This window comes from Tersicoccus mangrovi (genome assembly GCF_036881825.1).
Lineage (GTDB): Bacteria > Actinomycetota > Actinomycetes > Actinomycetales > Micrococcaceae > Tersicoccus > Tersicoccus mangrovi.
In genome coordinates this window covers 49249-65244 of sequence record NZ_JBAJMW010000004.1, presented here as the reverse complement: position 1 = coordinate 65244, position 15996 = coordinate 49249, and the positions used below count along the sequence as shown (strand labels likewise).

21 protein-coding genes are annotated in these 15996 nt (G+C 71.9%); 10 read left to right on the top strand and 11 right to left on the bottom strand.

Annotation, left to right across the window (positions count from 1 at the left end; all coding sequences use genetic code 11):
- Positions 1-22: 22 nt before the first annotated feature.
- Positions 23-2200 (top strand): PTS fructose transporter subunit IIABC, encoded by a 2178-nt coding sequence (locus V6N00_RS08805; RefSeq protein WP_334231719.1) that lies wholly within the window; start codon positions 23-25, stop codon positions 2198-2200.
- A gap of 89 nt (positions 2201-2289) precedes the next feature.
- On the opposite strand, the gene V6N00_RS08800 is transcribed toward V6N00_RS08805, so the two are convergent.
- The 5 genes from V6N00_RS08800 to V6N00_RS08780 all read right to left on the bottom strand — a co-directional run bounded on the left by V6N00_RS08800 (position 2290) and on the right by V6N00_RS08780 (position 4630).
- On the bottom strand, positions 2290-2622 hold the full coding sequence (locus V6N00_RS08800) for a DUF3140 domain-containing protein (protein ID WP_334231718.1): 333 nt from the start codon (positions 2620-2622) through the stop codon (positions 2290-2292).
- A complete protein-coding gene (locus V6N00_RS08795) occupies positions 2619-3149 on the bottom strand; it encodes an SRPBCC family protein (RefSeq protein ID WP_334231717.1) in 531 nt (176 codons plus the stop codon). Before V6N00_RS08795 ends, V6N00_RS08800 begins: the two co-directional genes overlap by 4 nt.
- Positions 3150-3237: 88 nt before the next feature.
- Positions 3238-3897: an aspartate/glutamate racemase family protein gene (locus V6N00_RS08790; protein WP_334231716.1), complete on the bottom strand. Its 660-nt coding sequence runs from the start codon at positions 3895-3897 to the stop codon at positions 3238-3240.
- Between the two features lie 138 nt (positions 3898-4035).
- A complete protein-coding gene (locus V6N00_RS08785; RefSeq protein ID WP_334231715.1) occupies positions 4036-4239 on the bottom strand; it encodes a hypothetical protein in 204 nt (67 codons plus the stop codon).
- Between the two features lie 133 nt (positions 4240-4372).
- Entirely contained in the window at positions 4373-4630 is a 258-nt protein-coding gene (locus V6N00_RS08780; protein WP_334231714.1) for a hypothetical protein, read from the bottom strand.
- A gap of 83 nt (positions 4631-4713) precedes the next feature.
- On the opposite strand from V6N00_RS08780, the gene V6N00_RS08775 reads away from it, so the two are divergent.
- Positions 4714-5238: an O-acetyl-ADP-ribose deacetylase gene (locus V6N00_RS08775; RefSeq protein ID WP_334231713.1), complete on the top strand. Its 525-nt coding sequence runs from the start codon at positions 4714-4716 to the stop codon at positions 5236-5238.
- A gap of 47 nt (positions 5239-5285) precedes the next feature.
- Here the strand turns inward: V6N00_RS08775 and ybaK are convergent, their stop codons facing one another.
- A complete protein-coding gene (ybaK, locus tag V6N00_RS08770) occupies positions 5286-5777 on the bottom strand; it encodes a Cys-tRNA(Pro) deacylase (RefSeq protein ID WP_334232218.1) in 492 nt (163 codons plus the stop codon).
- A 70-nt stretch (positions 5778-5847) separates the two neighbouring features.
- On the opposite strand from ybaK, the gene V6N00_RS08765 reads away from it, so the two are divergent.
- The 3 genes from V6N00_RS08765 (at position 5848) to V6N00_RS08755 (ending at position 7039) form a co-directional block, all read left to right on the top strand.
- Positions 5848-6390: a beta-eliminating lyase-related protein gene (locus V6N00_RS08765; protein WP_334231712.1), complete on the top strand. Its 543-nt coding sequence runs from the start codon at positions 5848-5850 to the stop codon at positions 6388-6390.
- Positions 6391-6474: 84 nt separating this feature from the next.
- A complete protein-coding gene (locus V6N00_RS08760; protein ID WP_334231711.1) occupies positions 6475-6705 on the top strand; it encodes a ribbon-helix-helix domain-containing protein in 231 nt (76 codons plus the stop codon).
- 10 nt (positions 6706-6715) lie between these two features.
- Positions 6716-7039: a type II toxin-antitoxin system PemK/MazF family toxin gene (locus V6N00_RS08755; RefSeq protein ID WP_334231710.1), complete on the top strand. Its 324-nt coding sequence runs from the start codon at positions 6716-6718 to the stop codon at positions 7037-7039.
- A gap of 57 nt (positions 7040-7096) precedes the next feature.
- Here V6N00_RS08755 and V6N00_RS08750 read toward each other — a convergent pair whose 3' ends face one another.
- Positions 7097-7705, bottom strand: a complete 609-nt coding sequence (locus tag V6N00_RS08750) for an RES family NAD+ phosphorylase (RefSeq protein WP_334231709.1) — start codon at positions 7703-7705, stop codon at positions 7097-7099.
- Positions 7702-8226 (bottom strand): hypothetical protein, encoded by a 525-nt coding sequence (locus V6N00_RS08745; protein WP_334231708.1) that lies wholly within the window; start codon positions 8224-8226, stop codon positions 7702-7704. The genes V6N00_RS08750 and V6N00_RS08745 overlap by 4 nt, the downstream gene beginning before the upstream one ends.
- A 229-nt stretch (positions 8227-8455) precedes the next feature.
- Here V6N00_RS08745 and V6N00_RS08740 point away from each other — a divergent pair, with 229 nt between their 5' ends.
- Positions 8456-10153 (top strand): thiamine pyrophosphate-binding protein, encoded by a 1698-nt coding sequence (locus V6N00_RS08740; RefSeq protein ID WP_334231707.1) that lies wholly within the window; start codon positions 8456-8458, stop codon positions 10151-10153.
- A gap of 12 nt (positions 10154-10165) precedes the next feature.
- Here the strand turns inward: V6N00_RS08740 and V6N00_RS08735 are convergent, their stop codons facing one another.
- Entirely contained in the window at positions 10166-10804 is a 639-nt protein-coding gene (locus V6N00_RS08735) for a maleylpyruvate isomerase family mycothiol-dependent enzyme (protein WP_334231706.1), read from the bottom strand.
- A gap of 141 nt (positions 10805-10945) precedes the next feature.
- On the opposite strand from V6N00_RS08735, the gene V6N00_RS08730 reads away from it, so the two are divergent.
- The 3 genes from V6N00_RS08730 to V6N00_RS08720 are packed head-to-tail and all read left to right on the top strand — an operon-like array spanning position 10946 to position 14232.
- The gene (locus tag V6N00_RS08730) at positions 10946-12283 is read left to right on the top strand and encodes an ABC transporter substrate-binding protein (RefSeq protein WP_334231705.1); all 1338 of its coding nucleotides are present in this window, start codon (positions 10946-10948) and stop codon (positions 12281-12283) included.
- Positions 12284-12317: 34 nt separating this feature from the next.
- A complete protein-coding gene (locus V6N00_RS08725) occupies positions 12318-13289 on the top strand; it encodes a carbohydrate ABC transporter permease (protein WP_334231704.1) in 972 nt (323 codons plus the stop codon).
- 16 nt (positions 13290-13305) lie between these two features.
- On the top strand, positions 13306-14232 hold the full coding sequence (locus V6N00_RS08720) for a carbohydrate ABC transporter permease (protein ID WP_334231703.1): 927 nt from the start codon (positions 13306-13308) through the stop codon (positions 14230-14232).
- 18 nt (positions 14233-14250) lie between these two features.
- Here the strand turns inward: V6N00_RS08720 and V6N00_RS08715 are convergent, their stop codons facing one another.
- On the bottom strand, positions 14251-15249 hold the full coding sequence (locus V6N00_RS08715) for an MBL fold metallo-hydrolase (protein ID WP_334231702.1): 999 nt from the start codon (positions 15247-15249) through the stop codon (positions 14251-14253).
- A gap of 85 nt (positions 15250-15334) precedes the next feature.
- On the opposite strand from V6N00_RS08715, the gene V6N00_RS08710 reads away from it, so the two are divergent.
- On the top strand, positions 15335-15565 hold the full coding sequence (locus tag V6N00_RS08710; protein ID WP_334231701.1) for an alpha/beta fold hydrolase: 231 nt from the start codon (positions 15335-15337) through the stop codon (positions 15563-15565).
- Here the strand turns inward: V6N00_RS08710 and V6N00_RS08705 are convergent.
- Entirely contained in the window at positions 15519-15872 is a 354-nt protein-coding gene (locus tag V6N00_RS08705) for a VOC family protein (RefSeq protein WP_334231700.1), read from the bottom strand. The genes V6N00_RS08710 and V6N00_RS08705 overlap by 47 nt on opposite strands.
- Positions 15873-15996 lie beyond the last annotated feature (124 nt).

The window sequence follows — 15996 nt, the reverse complement described above, 5'->3', positions numbered from 1 at the left end:
GCCAACCACAAGGAGAGATGACATGTCATCGATGATCATTCCGGAGCTGGTGACTCTGGACCAGGACCTCGGCGGGGACAAGTCCGCCGTGATCCGGCACCTCGCCAGTTCGATCGTGTCCGCCGGCCGCGCGGACGACCTCGAGGGCCTCTACGGTGACGCGTGGAGCCGCGAGGCGAAGACCGCGACCGGCGTGCCCGGCGGCATCGGCATCCCGCACTGCAAGTCGGCGCACGTGACGACGCCGTCACTGGCGATGGCGCGGCTGCCGCGCGGTGTCGAGTGGGGAGCCAACGACGGTCCCGCCGACATCGTCTTCTTCATCGCCGCGACCGAGGGGGCGGACCAGGCGCACCTGAAGCTGCTCGCGAAGCTCGCCCGGTCCCTGATCAAGAAGGACTTCACGGCGGCGCTGCGCGCGGCGCGGACCCCGCAGGAGGTCGTCGACCTCGTGGAGAACGCGATCAGCGACCAGCCCGCCTCCGCGGCCACGCCGACGTCGGCCGGCGCCGGCACCGGCGTGACGGAGGCCGTCGCGGACGAGCGCCGGGCCAACGCGGGCGCCGAGGCGGCCGGGGCCACGGCCGCCGGGGCCGCCGTGGGTACCGCCGCCGGCGAGGGTGCCGGGACGGGCGCCGCGGGCGGGTCCGGGGGAGGCAAGTCCCTCGTCGCCGTCACCGCGTGCCCCACCGGCATCGCCCACACCTACATGGCCGCCGACTCGCTGCAGGCCGCGGCCGACGAGATGGGTGTGCCGCTGCAGGTCGAGACGCAGGGTTCGGCGGGGGCGACCCCGCTGCCCAAGCAGGTCATCGACGACGCCGCGGCCGTGATCTTCGCGGTCGAGGTCGACGTGCGGGACAAGGGCCGGTTCGCCGGCAAGCCCGTCATCCAGGGGCCGGTCAAGCGCGGCATCGACGAGCCGAAGCAGATGATCGAGGAGGCCCTCGCGGCCGCCGACAACCCCAACGCGCGCCGCGTCGGCGGCGCTGGGGACCCGTCGGGGGCGGTCGAGGACGACGGCGCCGGCGAGAGCCTGGGTGCGCGGACCAAGCGAGTCCTGCTCACCGGCGTCAGCTACATGATCCCCTTCGTCGCCGGTGGCGGTCTGTTGATCGCGTTGGGCTTCCTGTTCGGCGGCTACGACATCACCAAATTCGCCGACGACATCGTGCTGAAGAACCAGCTGTGGAACCTGCCGGTCGGCGTGGAGACCCACAGCCCGCTGGCCTTCCTCGGCCCGTTCGGCATCTACCTCGGCGCGGTGCTGTTCAAGATCGGCTCCCTGTCGATGGGCTTCCTGGTCCCGGCGCTGGCCGGCTACATCGCCTACGGCATCGCGGACCGACCGGGCATCGCCCCGGGCTTCGTTGCCGGCGCCGTCGCGGGTTTCATGGGTGCCGGGTTCCTCGGTGGCCTGGTCGGCGGTGTGCTCGCCGGTGCCGTCGCCCACTGGCTTGCCGGGCTGCCGGCACCGCGCTGGCTGCGCGGCCTGATGCCGGTGGTCATCATCCCGCTGGTCGCCTCGATCGTCGCCAGCGGCCTGATGTTCATGGTCCTCGGTGGCCCGATCGTCTGGCTGACCCAGTGGCTGAACACCACCCTGACCGGCATGAGCGGGGCCGCGGCGGTCGTCCTCGGCATCGTCCTCGGCCTCATGATGGCGTTCGATCTGGGTGGCCCGGTCAACAAGGTGGCCTACTCCTTCGCCGTCGCCGGCCTGGGCGCGGGCAACGTGGTGACCAACCCGGCGCCGCTGGAGATCATGGCCGCCGTCATGGCCGCGGGCATGGTGCCGCCGCTGGCGCTGGCCCTGGCGACCACGCTGGACAAGAAGAGCTACAGCCTCGCGGAGCGGGAGAACGGCAAGGCGGCCTGGCTGCTGGGCGCGTCCTTCATCTCCGAGGGGGCCATCCCGTTCGCGGCGGCCGACCCGCTGCGCGTCATCCCGGCCTCGATGCTCGGTGCCGCGGTGACCGGCGCGATGGTGATGGGCTTCGGGGTCACCTCGCAGGCGCCCCACGGTGGCATCTTCGTCTTCTTCGCGATGAACAACCCGCTGCTGTTCATCCTCTCGATCGTCGTCGGCACGGCCGTCTCGGCCGCGGCACTGATCGCCCTCAAGCGGGTGGGCAACCGCCGGCGCGAGGCCGACCGCGACGAGGTCGTCGCCCCGGCCCGGCAGACCGCCGCGGCCTGACAGATCACTTCCACCCACGCGAACGGGCGGTGACTCCGAGGAGTCACCGCCCGTTCGTCGTGCCCTGGTGGTCCGCCGGCTGTCTGCGGCTACTTCTTCAGCGGGTCGTTGCCCCAGTTCATCAGCGAGTACCGCCACCGGCTGTGCTCGACGTCGTTCTTCGGCTTCTGGGCGGAGTGCCGTTTGACATAGCCGACGACCTTGACCATGTGGTCCCAGTCGCCGTCCGTGAGATCGGCCTTCTTCGTCTTGAGGATCGTCACGATGCGTCGGCCGCTCTCGTGGCCGGTCGACTCACCGCCGCCGTCCTTCTGGCCGACCTCCTTCGCCTCGTCGGTCTTCAGCCACCGCTCCAGTTCCGACGCCGTCATGTTGACGGCCTCCCCGAAGTCCTTCCAGGTGGTCTCGCGGTCCTCGCTCACGCGTGCTCCTCTCGTCCGGTCTCGTCGGTCGCGTCCCCGGCGGCGGCGCCGGGGCGTCCGCTCCAGCCGCGCGTCGCGGCGGCGGCCAGCTGCTCGAGGCCCTTCTCGAAGTCCTCGCCGACGAGCTTGTCCATGGGCACGATCCGGGCGACCAGGCTCCAGAGGCCACGGTTCTGCCCGGTCATGGTCCAGGTGACCCGAGTGCTCCCGCCGCCGGCCGCGTCGAAGGTGAAGGTCGTGGGGTTGACCGCCTTGAACGGCTTGGTGAACTCGACGGTCAGGCCGATCCGGGTGTGCGGGACGGACTCGGTGATCTCCATCGACCCGGTCCCGGCCTTGCGGTCGCCGCGCCAGGAGTAGCGGGCACCGACGCCGGCGGTGGGCCCGGAGTAGGTGCGCTCCAGTTGCGGGCCGGCGCCTTCCCACGGCGACCAGGCGGTCCACCGGTGGAAGTCGTCGACGAGGGGGAACAGGGTCTCGGCGGGCGCGTCGATGACGCGGCTGCGGGAGATCGCGAAGCTGCTCATGCCGGTCAGTGTAGAAGGTGCGCGCTCTGCGGGACCGGGTGCGGCGCCGGGTCCGCCTCGACGAAGCCCGGCGCCGCCCCGATCCGGCTCAGACCAGATGCGCGTGCGTCTGCCGGGCGGCGACGCCGGAGGCGAGCATCGAGCCCGCCGCGATGACGGCGTCGATCACCGGCAGGTCGAGGCGGCGGCGCAGTTCGGCGGCCATCCCGATGCTGGAGAGCCCGGTGGTGCCGAGGACGATGACGTCGGCGCCCGCGTCCGCGAGCAGGTGGGCGTCGGTGATGGCGTCCAGGACGCCCGTCGGGGTGAGGTAGTCGGCCGGCCGGTGGGAGGCGCCGGCGCCGTCGATGACGAGCATCCGGTCGCCGATGGCGTCGGCGATCACGGTGGGCGCCGTGCGGCTGAGCCCGAGGACGCCGACCGTGCCCCCGAAGGCGGCGGCCGTGGCCGCGGCGGCGGACCCGGCGCCGACGACGGGGATGTCGACGAGGGAGCGGGCGATCTCCAGGCCCGGGTCGGCGGCGCAGCTGATGACGATGGCGTCGACGTCGGGCGCGAGCTCGACGGCCACGCGGGCGACCTTCGGCGCCGCGGCGGCCAGGGAGGCCTCGTCGAACACGCCGTCGGGCTGGTCCTCGATGGCGCGGGTGATCACCTCGAAGCCGAAGGTGTTCTCGAGGGCGGCACCGTGGCTGTCGAGCAGGCGGGGATCGGTGGTGGTGACGGCGCGGATCAGTCCGACCTTCATGATGGCGTCTCCTGGGGGTGGGTCGTTCGGGGACACCACCCACGCTAGGAGCCGCATGTTTCGCCCGGATGTGCGCGCGATGACGATCCGCTGTGGGGTGCGGATCACACCGGAGTCAGCAGGAAGGGAAGCGGTGCCTCAGGACGCGGCGCTGAGAGCGCTGCGCGGCTGCCGGGTCGGCGGCTCCGGGATGCGGCGCTGCGCGGCCTCCATCTGAGCCCGTGCCGCCATCCGGGCGAGGAACCGCCGGCGCTGCCACACGACGAGGAGCGTGGCGATCAGCAGACACGCGGCGAACGCGAGGACCGAGAACGAGATGACGGTGCTGACCAAGGACTCCATGACGGCGACGCTACCGACGTCCCGGTGACTCAGCGGCAGCGGGACGGTGACGATCCGGTTGCACTTCCATCACGACCTCGGAACGGCCGTGAGGAACGCTGTGAGGGGGCCGCCGCAGGGCCGCCGGGGCGGCTCAGGTGGGGTCCGTACCGCCGTCGGGCTCATCGCTGTGCGGCTCTCCCTCGTGGCGCCCGAGCGTCGGTCCACCCACCTGCTGACCGGCGTTGGTGAGGGTCGCGGCGGCGTCGGGGTCCGTGCCGTCGACGGTCTCGGCCGCGTCGCCGGAGCCCTCCTGACCGGCCCGTTCGGTGTCGTCGGTGCTGCCCACCTGCCGGCGCAGGAGCTCGGCGTCGGTGAGGTGCTCGTCCGGGGTGGGGTTCTCACTGCTCATGGGCCCAGCGAACCACCGGGGCCGCGGGCTGACAAGAGGCCGGTGTCCGGCTCCGGGCCGAGCGCTGTGCCACGATGACGGGCATGGACATCGAGCTGGCGCAGGGCGACATCACGACGTGGCGGGTCGACGCGATCGTCAACGCGGCCAACCACACGCTGCTGGGCGGCGGCGGCGTCGACGGTGCGATCCACCGGGCCGGCGGCCGCGCGATCGTCGAGGAGTGCCGGCTGCTGCGCGCGGACCGGTATCCCGAGGGGCTGCCCACGGGTGAGGCCGTCGCCACCACCGCAGGGGACCTGCCGGCCCGGTGGGTGATCCACACCGTCGGGCCGACCTGGGCGAAGACGACGGACAAGTCGGAACTGCTGCGGTCCTGCTACCGGACCAGTCTCGCGGTCGCCGACGAGATCGGGGCCGCCACCGTCGCGTTCCCGCTCGTCTCCGCCGGGGTGTACCGGTGGCCCAAGGAGGACGCGATCGTGCAGGCACTGACGACGCTCGGGTCCACGCCCACCGCGGTGAGGACGGCGACGCTGGTGCTCTACGACGAGCCCACCTACCGGCTGGCGGAGCAGGTCGCCGCCCGCTTGGCCGACCGGGGCTGACGGCGCCGCGTCGTCGTCCTCGGGGGGTCGCCCGCGTCGGTCGTTTCCTAGCCGGCAGCAAGGGGAGCGACGGTCGCCTTCGTCAGAGCCGCGAGGTCGTCCGGCGCCAGCTCGACGTCGAAGCCGCGCCGGCCGCCGCTGACGAGCACGGTGGCGTGACCCGTCGCGCTGGCGTCCAGCACGGTGGGCAGCGCCCGGCGTTGCCCGAGCGGGGAGATCCCACCGGCGACGTACCCGGTGACGCGCTCGGCGTCCTTCACGTCGGCCATCCGCACCCGCTTGGCGCCGAGGGCCGCGGCCATCTTCTTCAGGTCGAGCGTCGTGTCGACGGGGACGATGCCCACCGCCAGGCCGGCCCCCGTGTCGACGAGGAGGGTCTTGAACACCCGCGCCGGCTCGACCCCGAGCGCGGTCGCGGCCTCGAGACCGTAGGAGGGCGCGGCCGGGTCGTGCTCGTAGGGCCGCTCGGCGAAGGGCACCCCGGCGTCGGCGAGGACGCGGGTGGCCGGGGTCCCGCCGGTGCTGTGTCCGTGCCGCATCATGCCGTCACCGTATCGCGACGCCAAGCGCCGCGACCGTGCCGGGATGCCGCCGCGTCAGCCTGACCGGATGACCGACGATGCGCGCACCCGCCTGTGGACCGCCAGCCGCCGAGCGACCCGGATCCTCTCCGGCGAGCGCCCCCTGACCATGGCGGAGCGGCTCACGACTCTCGCCGCGGCACCCCTGGCCAACGGCCGGCCCGACGCGTACGGCAACGGCGTCGTCGAGGTCCTCGAGCAGCGGGTCGCGGAGCTGCTCGGTAAACCCGCCGCCCTCTGGTTCCCCACGGGGACGATGGCGCAGCAGGCGGTGCTGCGCGTGTGGGCCGAGCGCGCCGGCACGCCGCGCGTGGCCCTGCATCCCGCGCACCACAACCAGGTCCACGAGGAGGACGCCGGGCACCTGCTCACCGGCCTGGAGCCGGTGTTCCCCACCACCGAGCCCCGGCACCCCACCGCCGAGGAGCTGGACGCGACACCCGGTCCGCTCGCCGCTGCCGTTCATGATCGTGTTCGCTTTCTCGTCGGTGACCGCCGACCGCCCCCAGTCGGTGGCCCGCGAGTCGCGGACTTATCATGCCTGATCAGCGAGCTCACGGAGAGCACATAGCCGCAGGTCAGCACTTGTGTCTCACGGCTAGATGCTGCTTGACGTGGTTCCGGGCATCGGTACGACCGGAGTAGCATCGGCGGTATGAAGCTCAGTATCAGCCTGACCGATGCCGACGTGGAGGCTCTCGACCGCTTCGCCGAGCGGACCGGTCTGCGGTCTCGGTCGGCCGCCGTTCAGCGCGCTATCCGCCTACTCGGCCAGCAGCAGCTCGAGAGCGCCTACGAGGCAGCCTGGGACGACTGGGCCGGGTCCGAGGAAGCGTCGCTCTGGGATACCGCGGCCGGCGATGGGCTCACCGATGCGCCGAGGTGAGATCCGGTGGGTGGACCTCGACCCCGCGCGACCGGCGGAAGCCCGTAAGCGCCGCCCGGCCGTCATCGTCAGCAATGACAGCGCCAACAACACCAGTGCGCGGCTGGGCCGTGGCGTCGTCACCGTCGTGCCTGTGACCAGCAACACCACGCGTGTGTATCCGTTCCAGGTGGCTCTTCCTGCGGACACGACGGGGCTGCGCGCCGATGCGAAGGCTCAGGCGGAGCAGATCCGCTCGGTCTCCGTCGACCGGGTCGGGCCGGTGATCGGTGTGGTTCCGGGCACGCTCATGGCCCAGCTCGAAGACGCTCTCCGGTTGCATCTGCAGCTCTGACACCGACGGTCTGCCGACTCCGGATGGGATACCGACGCCGTCGGAGTCCACCGAGGCTCAGGCGAGGACGCGGACCCGCAGCGGCGCGCAGAAATCCCGCAACCAGCCGAGGTCGTGGGGGAGCAGGAACGCCCGGGCGAAGCTCGCGTCCTCGGCCAGATCCGACGACGCCACCCGGTCCCCGAACAGCACGTAGGCGGCGCCGTCGTTGCAGCGCCGGCTCGTCCACGCGCATCCGTCGAACCCGGCTTCGTGCGCGGCCTGAGCCCAGCGCACCGTGTCGGGGTAGGCGTCGGCCTCGGTGTCGCTGATGTCCGCCGCCTCGGCCCCCAGCGCTCGCAGGCCCGTCCCGCGGAACTTCGCCAGCCGCAGCGGCCGGGCCGGCACGACCCGGCTCATCACCGTCCGCTCGTAGGCGTGCGGCAGCAGCGCGCCGCCGGCGAGCGGGACGTCGTGCAGGAGCGTCTCACTGACCGCGACGTCCTCGGTCGACCCCGCGTAGAGCACCGGCACCACGGGGTCGCCGAAGAACGCGAACCGGGTCGGTGCGCCATGCCCGTCGTTGAATCGCGTGGCGCGCCGGGTGTTCGTGTGCACCCGGAAGAGACCGGACCCGGCGGGCAGGATCTCCTCCTGTGCGGTGAAAGGGTCCGGCGGCGTCCTCACCACTGCACGCCGACGTGCGCCGAAAGGGCGGTGACGACGGCATCCGCGTCGTCGAGCCGGTCGACCGGCCGGTCCCCGCCCAGCTGACCCGAGGGTTCGCACAGCCAGAGGGCGAGCTCGTCGTGGGGGAGACCGGCGTCGTCGGCGGCGGCGATGAGCGCCGGGATGGCCGGGCGGGTCCGGCCGCGGGCCGCGTCGAACTGGAAGCCGGGATAGAGGTACTGGTGCCGCCGGCGCACGCCGATCAGCTTGCCGGCGCTGCGCCGGTCGTTGGCCAGGGCGCCGGGCCGGCCGCGGGAGCCGAGCATCCGGCTGACGGCGGCGGCGTCGAGCAGCCCGTGTTCGGCCTCCAGGGCACGCCACGCGTTGTCCGTCTCGGCGATCGCGGCGGCGACCCCGGGCACGAGGGGGAAGTGCAGGCTCTCGACGGCGGCCCCGACGGCCCGCTTGCTGGCGGCGATGATGGTCGCGACCTCGTCGGGGTCGGCCACCGGGACGAGATGAGCGACGGTGCCGCGCATGACGACCTCCTGCTGTTTCTGCCGGACCCTTCTGCTGACAGATTCTACAGAGATGGACACCGCCGAGGGCATCGACGAGGCCGGATGACTGGTCACCAGATGACGGTTCGCGGGTCGGCGGCACCGACATTCCGTCATCGAGTGACCAGTCAGTGACCCGGGACGGTCGTGCCCAGTGACTACGGTGGTGGCAGACCCGAGCACGCCGTCACCGAGAAAGCGACCCGTCATGACCACCGTGTCCGAACGTCTCGCCACCGTCCTCGCCGCCCACGTCGACCAGGCCTTCGCCCTCATGGGCAACGGCAACGCGTGGTTCCTCGACGCCCTGCGCACCACCGACATGCGCATCACCGCGGTGCGGCACGAGACGGCGACGGTGGCCTCGGCGGACGCCTACCACCGGGTGTCGGGGCGGATCGCGATCGCGACGACGACCTATGGTCCCGGTTTCACCAATGCCCTGACGTCGCTGGCGGAGGCCGCCCAGGCCCGCACGCCCCTGGTCGTCGTCACCGGCGCCGCGCCGACCGCCGGACCGCGCCCATGGGACGTGGACCAGACGGCGATCGCCGCGGCCGTCGGCGTCCCGACCTTCACGCTCGACGCCGAGGCTCCCGGCCGGACCGCCGTCCAGGCGCTGCACCACGCCCGGGCGCACCGCGTGCCCGTGGTCCTCGCCCTGCCCTACGACCTGGTCAACGCCCCGACTGCCGAGGACGACGACGTGCCGGTGCTGCCGTTCCTGCTTCCGCCCTCGCCGCCGGCGGACGACGTCGTGGCGCGGACCGCCGGCCTGCTCGCCGGTGCCGAGCGCCCACTGATCCTTGCCGGACGCGGTGCGAAGGCCGCCGCAGCGGACCTCGGTGCTCTCGCGGACGCCGTCGGGGCGCTGACGGCCTCGAGCGCCCCGGCCCGCGGCACGTTCGCCGGCCGCCCCTACGACCTCGGCGTGGCCGGGGGCTTCGCCTCCGCCGCCTCGGCCGAGCTGATCCGCGCGGCGGACGTGGTGCTCGTCGTCGGCGCCGGGCTCAACCAGTTCACCACCGCCTTCGGCCAGTGCTTCGCACCGGACGCGCGGGTGATCCAGGTGGACCTCGCCGAGCAGGCGCTGCACGCCGTCGTGACCGACGTCGTCCGCGGTGACGCGCAGGTCGTCGTCCGGGCGCTGCTCGACGAGCTCGCCGACCACCCGCGCCCGGCCCGGCCGTGGCGCGGCGACGCGGAGGCCGCCCGCGACGGCCGCCTCAGCTTCGACCGGGAACCGGGGGAGCAGGCCGCGCCGGACGGCCGGCTGGACCCGCGCAGCGTCATGCGGCGCGTCGACGAGGTGCTTCCGGCCGACCGGGTGATCGTCTCCGACGGCGGCCACTTCATCGGCTGGGCGAACGCCTACCTGGATCTGCCGTCCACCGACAGCATCACCCTGGTGGGGACGGCCTTCCAGTCGATCGGCCTCGGCCTGCCGTCCGCACCGGGCGTGGCCGCCGGCCGTCCCGACGCGACCCTCGTGGTCGTGACCGGCGACGGCGGCGGCCTCATGGGGTTGCCGGACCTCGACTCGCTGGCGCGGACCGCGCGCAGCGCCCTCGTGCTGGTCTTCAACGACGCCGCCTACGGGGCCGAGGTGCACCAGTACGGATCCCAGGGCCTGGACCAGGGCATCATGCTCATCGACGAGGTGGACTTCGCGCAGGTGGCGGAAGGCCTGGGCTGCCGGTCGGCGGTCGTGCGGACGTTCGACGACCTCGACGCCGTCGAGGCGTGGGTGTCCGCCGGGGCGCGCGGCACCTTCGTCGCCGACCTGCGGATCTCCCGCGACGTCGTCGCCCCCTACATCCTCGAGATCATCGACGCGACGCTGAAGGCACCCAGGCCGGGCGACCCGGCGTCGACCGTCGCGGCCGGCGCCCTCTCGGAGGCCTGACGCACCGACGCCTCAGCCGGCTCGGCTCTGCAGGACGCCGACGCCGGGGCCGGTCAGGTCGGCGTGAGAGGCTGGGCGCCCGGCGACCGCCAGCAGCAGCGCCTCGGCGGGGCCCTCGATGCGTGGACCGGTGGTCGGTCCGTGCGCCCAGTTGGCGTCGCTGGCGATCAGGCGCAGCCCGTCGACCTGGCGACGCGAGGGCAGCGTCGGCGAGGTGAGGGCGAAGTCCAGCGCGGGCACGATGCGTTCCGTCGGCACCTCGCGGGGCAAGCCGAGCGGGCGACGGATGTCCTGCTGGTGGATGAGCGCGTCCGTCAGGGCGATCGCTCCGTGGAACCCGGCGGGCAGCCCGGTCGCGGTGAGCCGGCGGCCGAGCAGGTCGATCAGCTGGGCCGGCTGGTGGCCGGCATACCGGCGCAGCGCGACCGCGTTCATGCGCGGAAAGGAGAACCGTCCGCGCAGGGCCACCGACGCGACCCCGAGCCAGGAGACATCGTCGAAGGAGATGACGTGGGCGACGACGTCGCGCACGGTCCACCCCGTGCACAGCGACGGCGCCGCCCACTGCTCCGGCGTCAGGGTGCGCACGAGGGCCAGGAGGTCGGCCCGCTCGTCATGAGCAAGGCCGGTCAGGTCGGGCGAGGCGGTCATGTGTCGAGCCTACTGGCGGTCGGGGACCGTCGGATGGTGGACCAACATGATCATCAGCAGCGTTTGAATCTCGAAAAGCGAGACGTATTCTGAGCCCAACGACGGCGCCGACGTGCGGAGCCGCATCGAGGAAGGCCGACGATGTCCACTCTGCGCAGGATCGCCGCCACCGTGAGCCTGGCCGTCGCGGCCTCGCTGTCCCTGGCCGGGTGCGCCGGCTTCGGCGGGGGTGGCAACAACGGCAACGCCGGGGGAGGAGGGGCGTCGAGCGGCGGAACGCCGTCGGGCAGCATCACCTTCACGACCTGGGCGAGCAAGTCCGAGCAGACGTCGTTCGAGTCCCTCGTGAAGAAGTTCGAGGGCGAGCACCCCGGGACCACCGTCAAGCTCAACGTCGTGCCCTACGAGCAGATGTTCTCCAACATCGACGCCCAGCTCTCGTCCGGGGACGCGCCCGACGTCTTCCGCGTCGACTACGGCAACCTCGGCGTCTACTCGAGCCAGGACCAGCTGCTGGACCTCTCTAGCACGTTCTCCGCGGACGAGGCCAAGCAGTTCACGCCCGCCATGTGGGAGGCCGTCTCCAACAACGGCAAGCCCTACGGCGTGCCACACCAGACCGACGTGTCCGCGCTCGTCGTCAACACCGACATGCTGCAGAAGGCCGGCATCGACCCGTCGACCTTGCCGAAGTCGCAGAACGACGCGTGGACGTGGGACGAGTTCCAGGCCGTCGCGACGAAGCTGCGTGCCGCCCTGCCGGCGAACAAGTACCCGTTCGTCGACAACTGGCAGCAGGCCGGTGCCACCCGATGGCTGAGCTGGCTGTTCCAGGCGGACGGGAAGCTGCTCGAGGACGACCAGAAGACCCCCGCCGTCAACTCGGACCAGGGCCGGCAGGCGCTGGACCTGACGAAGAGCTTCTTCACGAAGAAGTGGGTGCCACCGACGAGCTCGGTGAAGTCCCCGACCTACGCGGACTCCCTGTTCACCGAGGGCACCACGGTGATGGCGTTCCTCGGCTCCTTCCTCATCCCGGACCTGAACAACCTCGCGAAGTTCCACTGGACCGTCGTGCCGATGCCGAAGGACAAGCGCGGCGCCACGGACCTGGGCGGCAACGCCGTCGTGGCCACGAAGGCGACGCAGAACCCGCAGCTCGCGTCGGCGTTCCTGAAGTTCCTCGTCCAGCCGGAGAACATGGCGGCGTTCTGCGGGGCCACCAACGAGCTGCCCACGCGCACCGACCTGGCCGGCAGCAAGGTCACCTACACGGTGCGCCCGGACGTCATGCCCGTCTTCGTCGACCAGGCGGCCACCATCCAGCCCAGCGACGTCAAGCAGGTCACCTCCCCGGTGATGGCGGCGGCCAACACGGCTCTGCAGGACCAGCTCGACGCGGCGTTCGTCGGCAACCAGTCGACGCAGGACACGCTCGACAAGCTGACGACGGCCATCAAGCAAGCGGCGAGCAAGTGAGCGGCAACCGAACGACCTCGGCATCGGGCGTGCAATGAGCACCGTGGCGGGGGAGCGGAGCGCCGGCGCCGTCGCCCCCTCCCGGTCGGCCGCCCGGCAGGCCGACGGGCGACGACCGAGCGGCCGCTCGCTGGGGCGGCGCCTCCGCTCCGAGCTCGCGGGATGGACGTTCCTCGGGCCCAACCTCGTCCTGCTGGTCGTGTTCCTGTTCGTGCCGATCGTCTGGGCGGCGGTGCTCTCGTTCCAGCATTCGCGAGGCTTCGGCACGCCGACGTGGGCGGGGATCGCCAATTACACGCAGATGCTGGGCGACGCGGTGTTCTGGCAGAGCGCGTGGAACACGCTGGTGTTCACCGTCTGCACCGTGCCCGTCGAACTCGCCGGAGGACTGGGCCTGGCCGTGCTGCTCAACTCGGTGTTGCCGGGGCGGACACTGTTCCGCACGATCATCGTGCTGCCCATGGTCATCTCGGGCGTCGCATCCGGCCTGATCGCGACGATCATGTTCTACCAATCCAACGGGCTGTTCAACAAGATCCTCACCGCGGCCGGGCTGCCGACCGTGTCCTGGCAGTCCGCACCGGTGCCGGCCATGTTCTCGGTCATCGTCGTCTCGATCTGGCTGCGGCTCGGCTTCACGATGATCATCTACCTGGCGGGCCTGCAGTCGATCTCCCCGCAGCTGTACGAGGCGGCGCGGATCGACGGGGCGACGCGCTGGCAGCAGTTCCGCTCGGTGACGGTGCCGCTGGTCGGACCGTCGACGTTCTTCCTGCTCGTGATGAACGTGATCGCCTCGTTCCAGGTGTTCGACGTCATCTTCGTCATGACCGGCGGCGGCCCGGGCAACGCCACCTCGGTGCTCGTCACCTACGCGTACCGCAACGGCTTCCAGATCCGGGAGCAGAGCTACGGCGCGGCGATCGGCATCGTCATCCTGGCCCTGACCCTGGTCTTCACGGTGATCCAGTGGCTGACCAGTCGGGGCAAGGACCTGGTCGAATGAGTCGGGGAGGAGCACGATGACGACGGGTGCGGCCGACGGGGCGGTCCAGGCGACGGTTGCCGAGGTGGCCGTCGACGACGCGCAGAGCAGTGCCGCGCGGAGCGAACGACGACGGCGACCGCCGTCGGAGGCGCGGCGCGGGGTCGTGTGGCGGGTGCTGATCGCGGCGGTGGTCTCCGTCATCGTGATCTTCCCGCTCTACTGGATGCTCGTCGTCGCGTTCTCGCCGCGCGGCGAGGTGTTCGAGCCGGGGCTGCACCTGTGGCCCTCGACGTTCACCATCGAGAACTTCGCCGGGATCTTCGCCAACTACCCGGTGGCCACCTGGTTCGGCAACTCGCTGGTGATCGGAGCGATCGTCACGGTGCTGACCGTGGCGGTGAACCTGCTCGCCGGCTACGCGTTCGCGCGGTTGCCGTTCCGCGGCCGGTCGCTCATCTTCCTGCTGTGCCTGGCGACGATGATGATCCCCGTGCAGGCGATCATGGTCGCCCAGTTCCACCTGATCTCCGGGCTCGGGCTCTTCGGTACGTTCTGGGGCGTCATCCTCCCGGCCGGGGCGGCGGCGTTCGGCATCTTCCTGGCGCGGCAGTTCTTCCTGTCCATCCCGGAGGAACTGATCGAGGCGGCCCTGGTCGACGGTGCGGGCCGGCTGCGGATCTTCCTGCAGGTCGTGTTGCCGCTGAGCCGGCCGCTGATCGCCGTGCTGACGCTGCTGACGTTCCTCGGCACGTGGAACGACTTCGCGTGGCCGCTGATCGCCCTGAAGGACAACGAGCTGTTCACCCTGCCGATCGGGATGCTGTACCTGAAGAACCAGACGACGCCGGACTACAACTCGATCATGGCGCTGGCGTTGATCTCGGTGATCCCGATGGTCGTGCTGTTCCTGCTGTTCCAGCGGTACTTCGTCCAGGGGTTCTCCCGCGCCGGGATCCGCTGACCTGACGCCTCCGCTGCATCACAGGTGCAGGTCGCCGGTGAGCACGGCGTCGCGGTACAGCTCGGTCTGCAGCAGGGCCGAACGGAGCCGGACGCTGCCCACCAGCTGGTCCCAGCCGGCGGTCCAGGTGAGCCGCGACGCCACCTGCCATGTGGTCGCTCCGGGATCGCCATCGATCACGTGGGCCACCTCCCGCGCGCGGGCGAGCACGTGCTCGGCCAGCTCGGCACGGCGCTCGGCGAGGCCGCGGAACCGGTACCCGTGGCCCGGGACCACCTGGTAGTCGTCCCAGGGGGCCAGGCGGTCGAGGGCGCGCAGGTAGTCGACCACCGGGTTGGTGTCCGTCGGCGCGCCGAGGCCGAGGCCGGGGGAGAGGGTCGGCAGGACGTGGTCCCCGGAGAACAGGAGCCGGCGGGTGTCGTCGACCAGGCACAGGTGTCCGGGGGTGTGGCCCGGGGTGGCGAGGACGCGCCAGGTGCCGCCGCCGACCGGCACCTCGTCGCCGTCCTCGAGCAGGTCGTCCGCGCGCGGGGGCGCCGGTCGGGCCGGCTCCTGGGCCAACCGGGCGAGCAGCGTCTCGGCGACGTCGCCCGGCACGTGCCACTCGCCCAGCCGTTCGGCCAGCCCCTCCGAGAGGTCGGGATCCTGGGCGTCGATCGACTCCTGCTCCCGTGCGGAGACGTGGATCCGCGCGCCGCTGGCCTCCCGGATCGGGTCGGCGAGGCCGATGTGGTCGGGGTGCGCGTGGGTGACGACGACGGTCGCGACGTCCTGGACGCGGGAGCCGAGGGAGTGCAGCACGTCGGCGAACCGGTCGAACGAGCCGTCCGCCGCCCAACCGGGGTCGAGGACGGTGACGGCGCCGTCGTCGCCGACGTGGACGACGCTCAGCGAGTAGGCCAGGAACCCACCGGGCATCGGCATCGGCACGGACCACAGGCCGGCTGCGATCTGCTCCGTCTCCGGCAGGCCTCCCTCGGTTGCCGCGTGATGCTGCTGGGCGCTGACCGCCTCCATGCCGCTCCTTCTGCTCGTGCCATCGGCGCCGGTGGTCATCATTTCCGGCCGCCCACTACGGTAGCGAAATGGAGTGCCGGGCACGGTGGAGCCGTATGCCGGGCCGGTGCTGCTGGTCGCCGGCCGCCGGGACGCCACGGTCGGCTGGGCCGCCACCGTCGAGCTGACCGAGGTGTACCCGCACGCGACGCTCGCCGTGCTCGACGGCGCGGGGCACGCGCTGCCGCACGAGCAGCGGGAACTGCTGGCCGCCCTGCTCGGGGACTGGGTCAGGCGGGCTGCCACAACTCGATCCGGCGGCCCTCCGGGTCGGTGACCCAGCCGAACCGGCCGACGCCGTCCATCTGCTGCGTCTCCGCGGCGACGTCAGCACCGGCGTCCCGCAACTGGGCGAGCATCGCGTCCAGGTCGCGGACCCGGACGTTGAGCATGGCCTGCTGGGTGGGGGAGCCGAGGTCGTCCGTGTCCGCCGGGAAGGCGGCGAACACCGCGGGGCCGGCCTCCTGGGTCCACTGGCCGTTCTCGTCGAGGTCCAGGCCGAGGACGTCGCGGTACCACGCCGTCGTCGACTCCGGATCCGACGACCTGACGAAGTAGCCGCCGATGCCCAGCACGTGTTCCATGGCGTCAGCTTCCCAGACCGCCGGCGAATGGGCGAGGGCGTCGACCCGGAACGACAGACCCGCCGGCGGAACTCGCCGTCGGTGCTCCCAGTGTTCACCCAGACTTCGCGTCCGCGTCGACCAC

Bases quoted from the DNA above. Each gene is read 5' to 3' on its own strand.
- V6N00_RS08765 (WP_334231712.1), top strand. From the start codon at position 5,848: ATGACCGACGATGCGCGCACCCGCCTGTGGACCGCCAGCCGCCGAGCG.
- V6N00_RS08740 (WP_334231707.1), top strand. From the start codon at position 8,456: ATGACCACCGTGTCCGAACGTCTCGCCACCGTCCTCGCCGCCCACGTC.
- V6N00_RS08780 (WP_334231714.1), bottom strand. From the start codon at position 4,630: ATGAGCAGTGAGAACCCCACCCCGGACGAGCACCTCACCGACGCCGAG.
- V6N00_RS08730 (WP_334231705.1), top strand. From the start codon at position 10,946: ATGTCCACTCTGCGCAGGATCGCCGCCACCGTGAGCCTGGCCGTCGCG.
- V6N00_RS08735 (WP_334231706.1), bottom strand. From the start codon at position 10,804: ATGACCGCCTCGCCCGACCTGACCGGCCTTGCTCATGACGAGCGGGCC.
- V6N00_RS08785 (WP_334231715.1), bottom strand. From the start codon at position 4,239: ATGGAGTCCTTGGTCAGCACCGTCATCTCGTTCTCGGTCCTCGCGTTC.
- V6N00_RS08725 (WP_334231704.1), top strand. From the start codon at position 12,318: ATGAGCACCGTGGCGGGGGAGCGGAGCGCCGGCGCCGTCGCCCCCTCC.
- V6N00_RS08805 (WP_334231719.1), top strand. From the start codon at position 23: ATGTCATCGATGATCATTCCGGAGCTGGTGACTCTGGACCAGGACCTC.
- V6N00_RS08705 (WP_334231700.1), bottom strand. From the start codon at position 15,872: ATGGAACACGTGCTGGGCATCGGCGGCTACTTCGTCAGGTCGTCGGAT.
- V6N00_RS08790 (WP_334231716.1), bottom strand. From the start codon at position 3,897: ATGAAGGTCGGACTGATCCGCGCCGTCACCACCACCGATCCCCGCCTG.
- V6N00_RS08760 (WP_334231711.1), top strand. From the start codon at position 6,475: ATGAAGCTCAGTATCAGCCTGACCGATGCCGACGTGGAGGCTCTCGAC.
- V6N00_RS08745 (WP_334231708.1), bottom strand. From the start codon at position 8,226: ATGCGCGGCACCGTCGCTCATCTCGTCCCGGTGGCCGACCCCGACGAG.
- V6N00_RS08720 (WP_334231703.1), top strand. From the start codon at position 13,306: ATGACGACGGGTGCGGCCGACGGGGCGGTCCAGGCGACGGTTGCCGAG.
- V6N00_RS08795 (WP_334231717.1), bottom strand. From the start codon at position 3,149: ATGAGCAGCTTCGCGATCTCCCGCAGCCGCGTCATCGACGCGCCCGCC.
- ybaK (WP_334232218.1), bottom strand. From the start codon at position 5,777: ATGCGGCACGGACACAGCACCGGCGGGACCCCGGCCACCCGCGTCCTC.
- V6N00_RS08715 (WP_334231702.1), bottom strand. From the start codon at position 15,249: ATGGAGGCGGTCAGCGCCCAGCAGCATCACGCGGCAACCGAGGGAGGC.
- V6N00_RS08775 (WP_334231713.1), top strand. From the start codon at position 4,714: ATGGACATCGAGCTGGCGCAGGGCGACATCACGACGTGGCGGGTCGAC.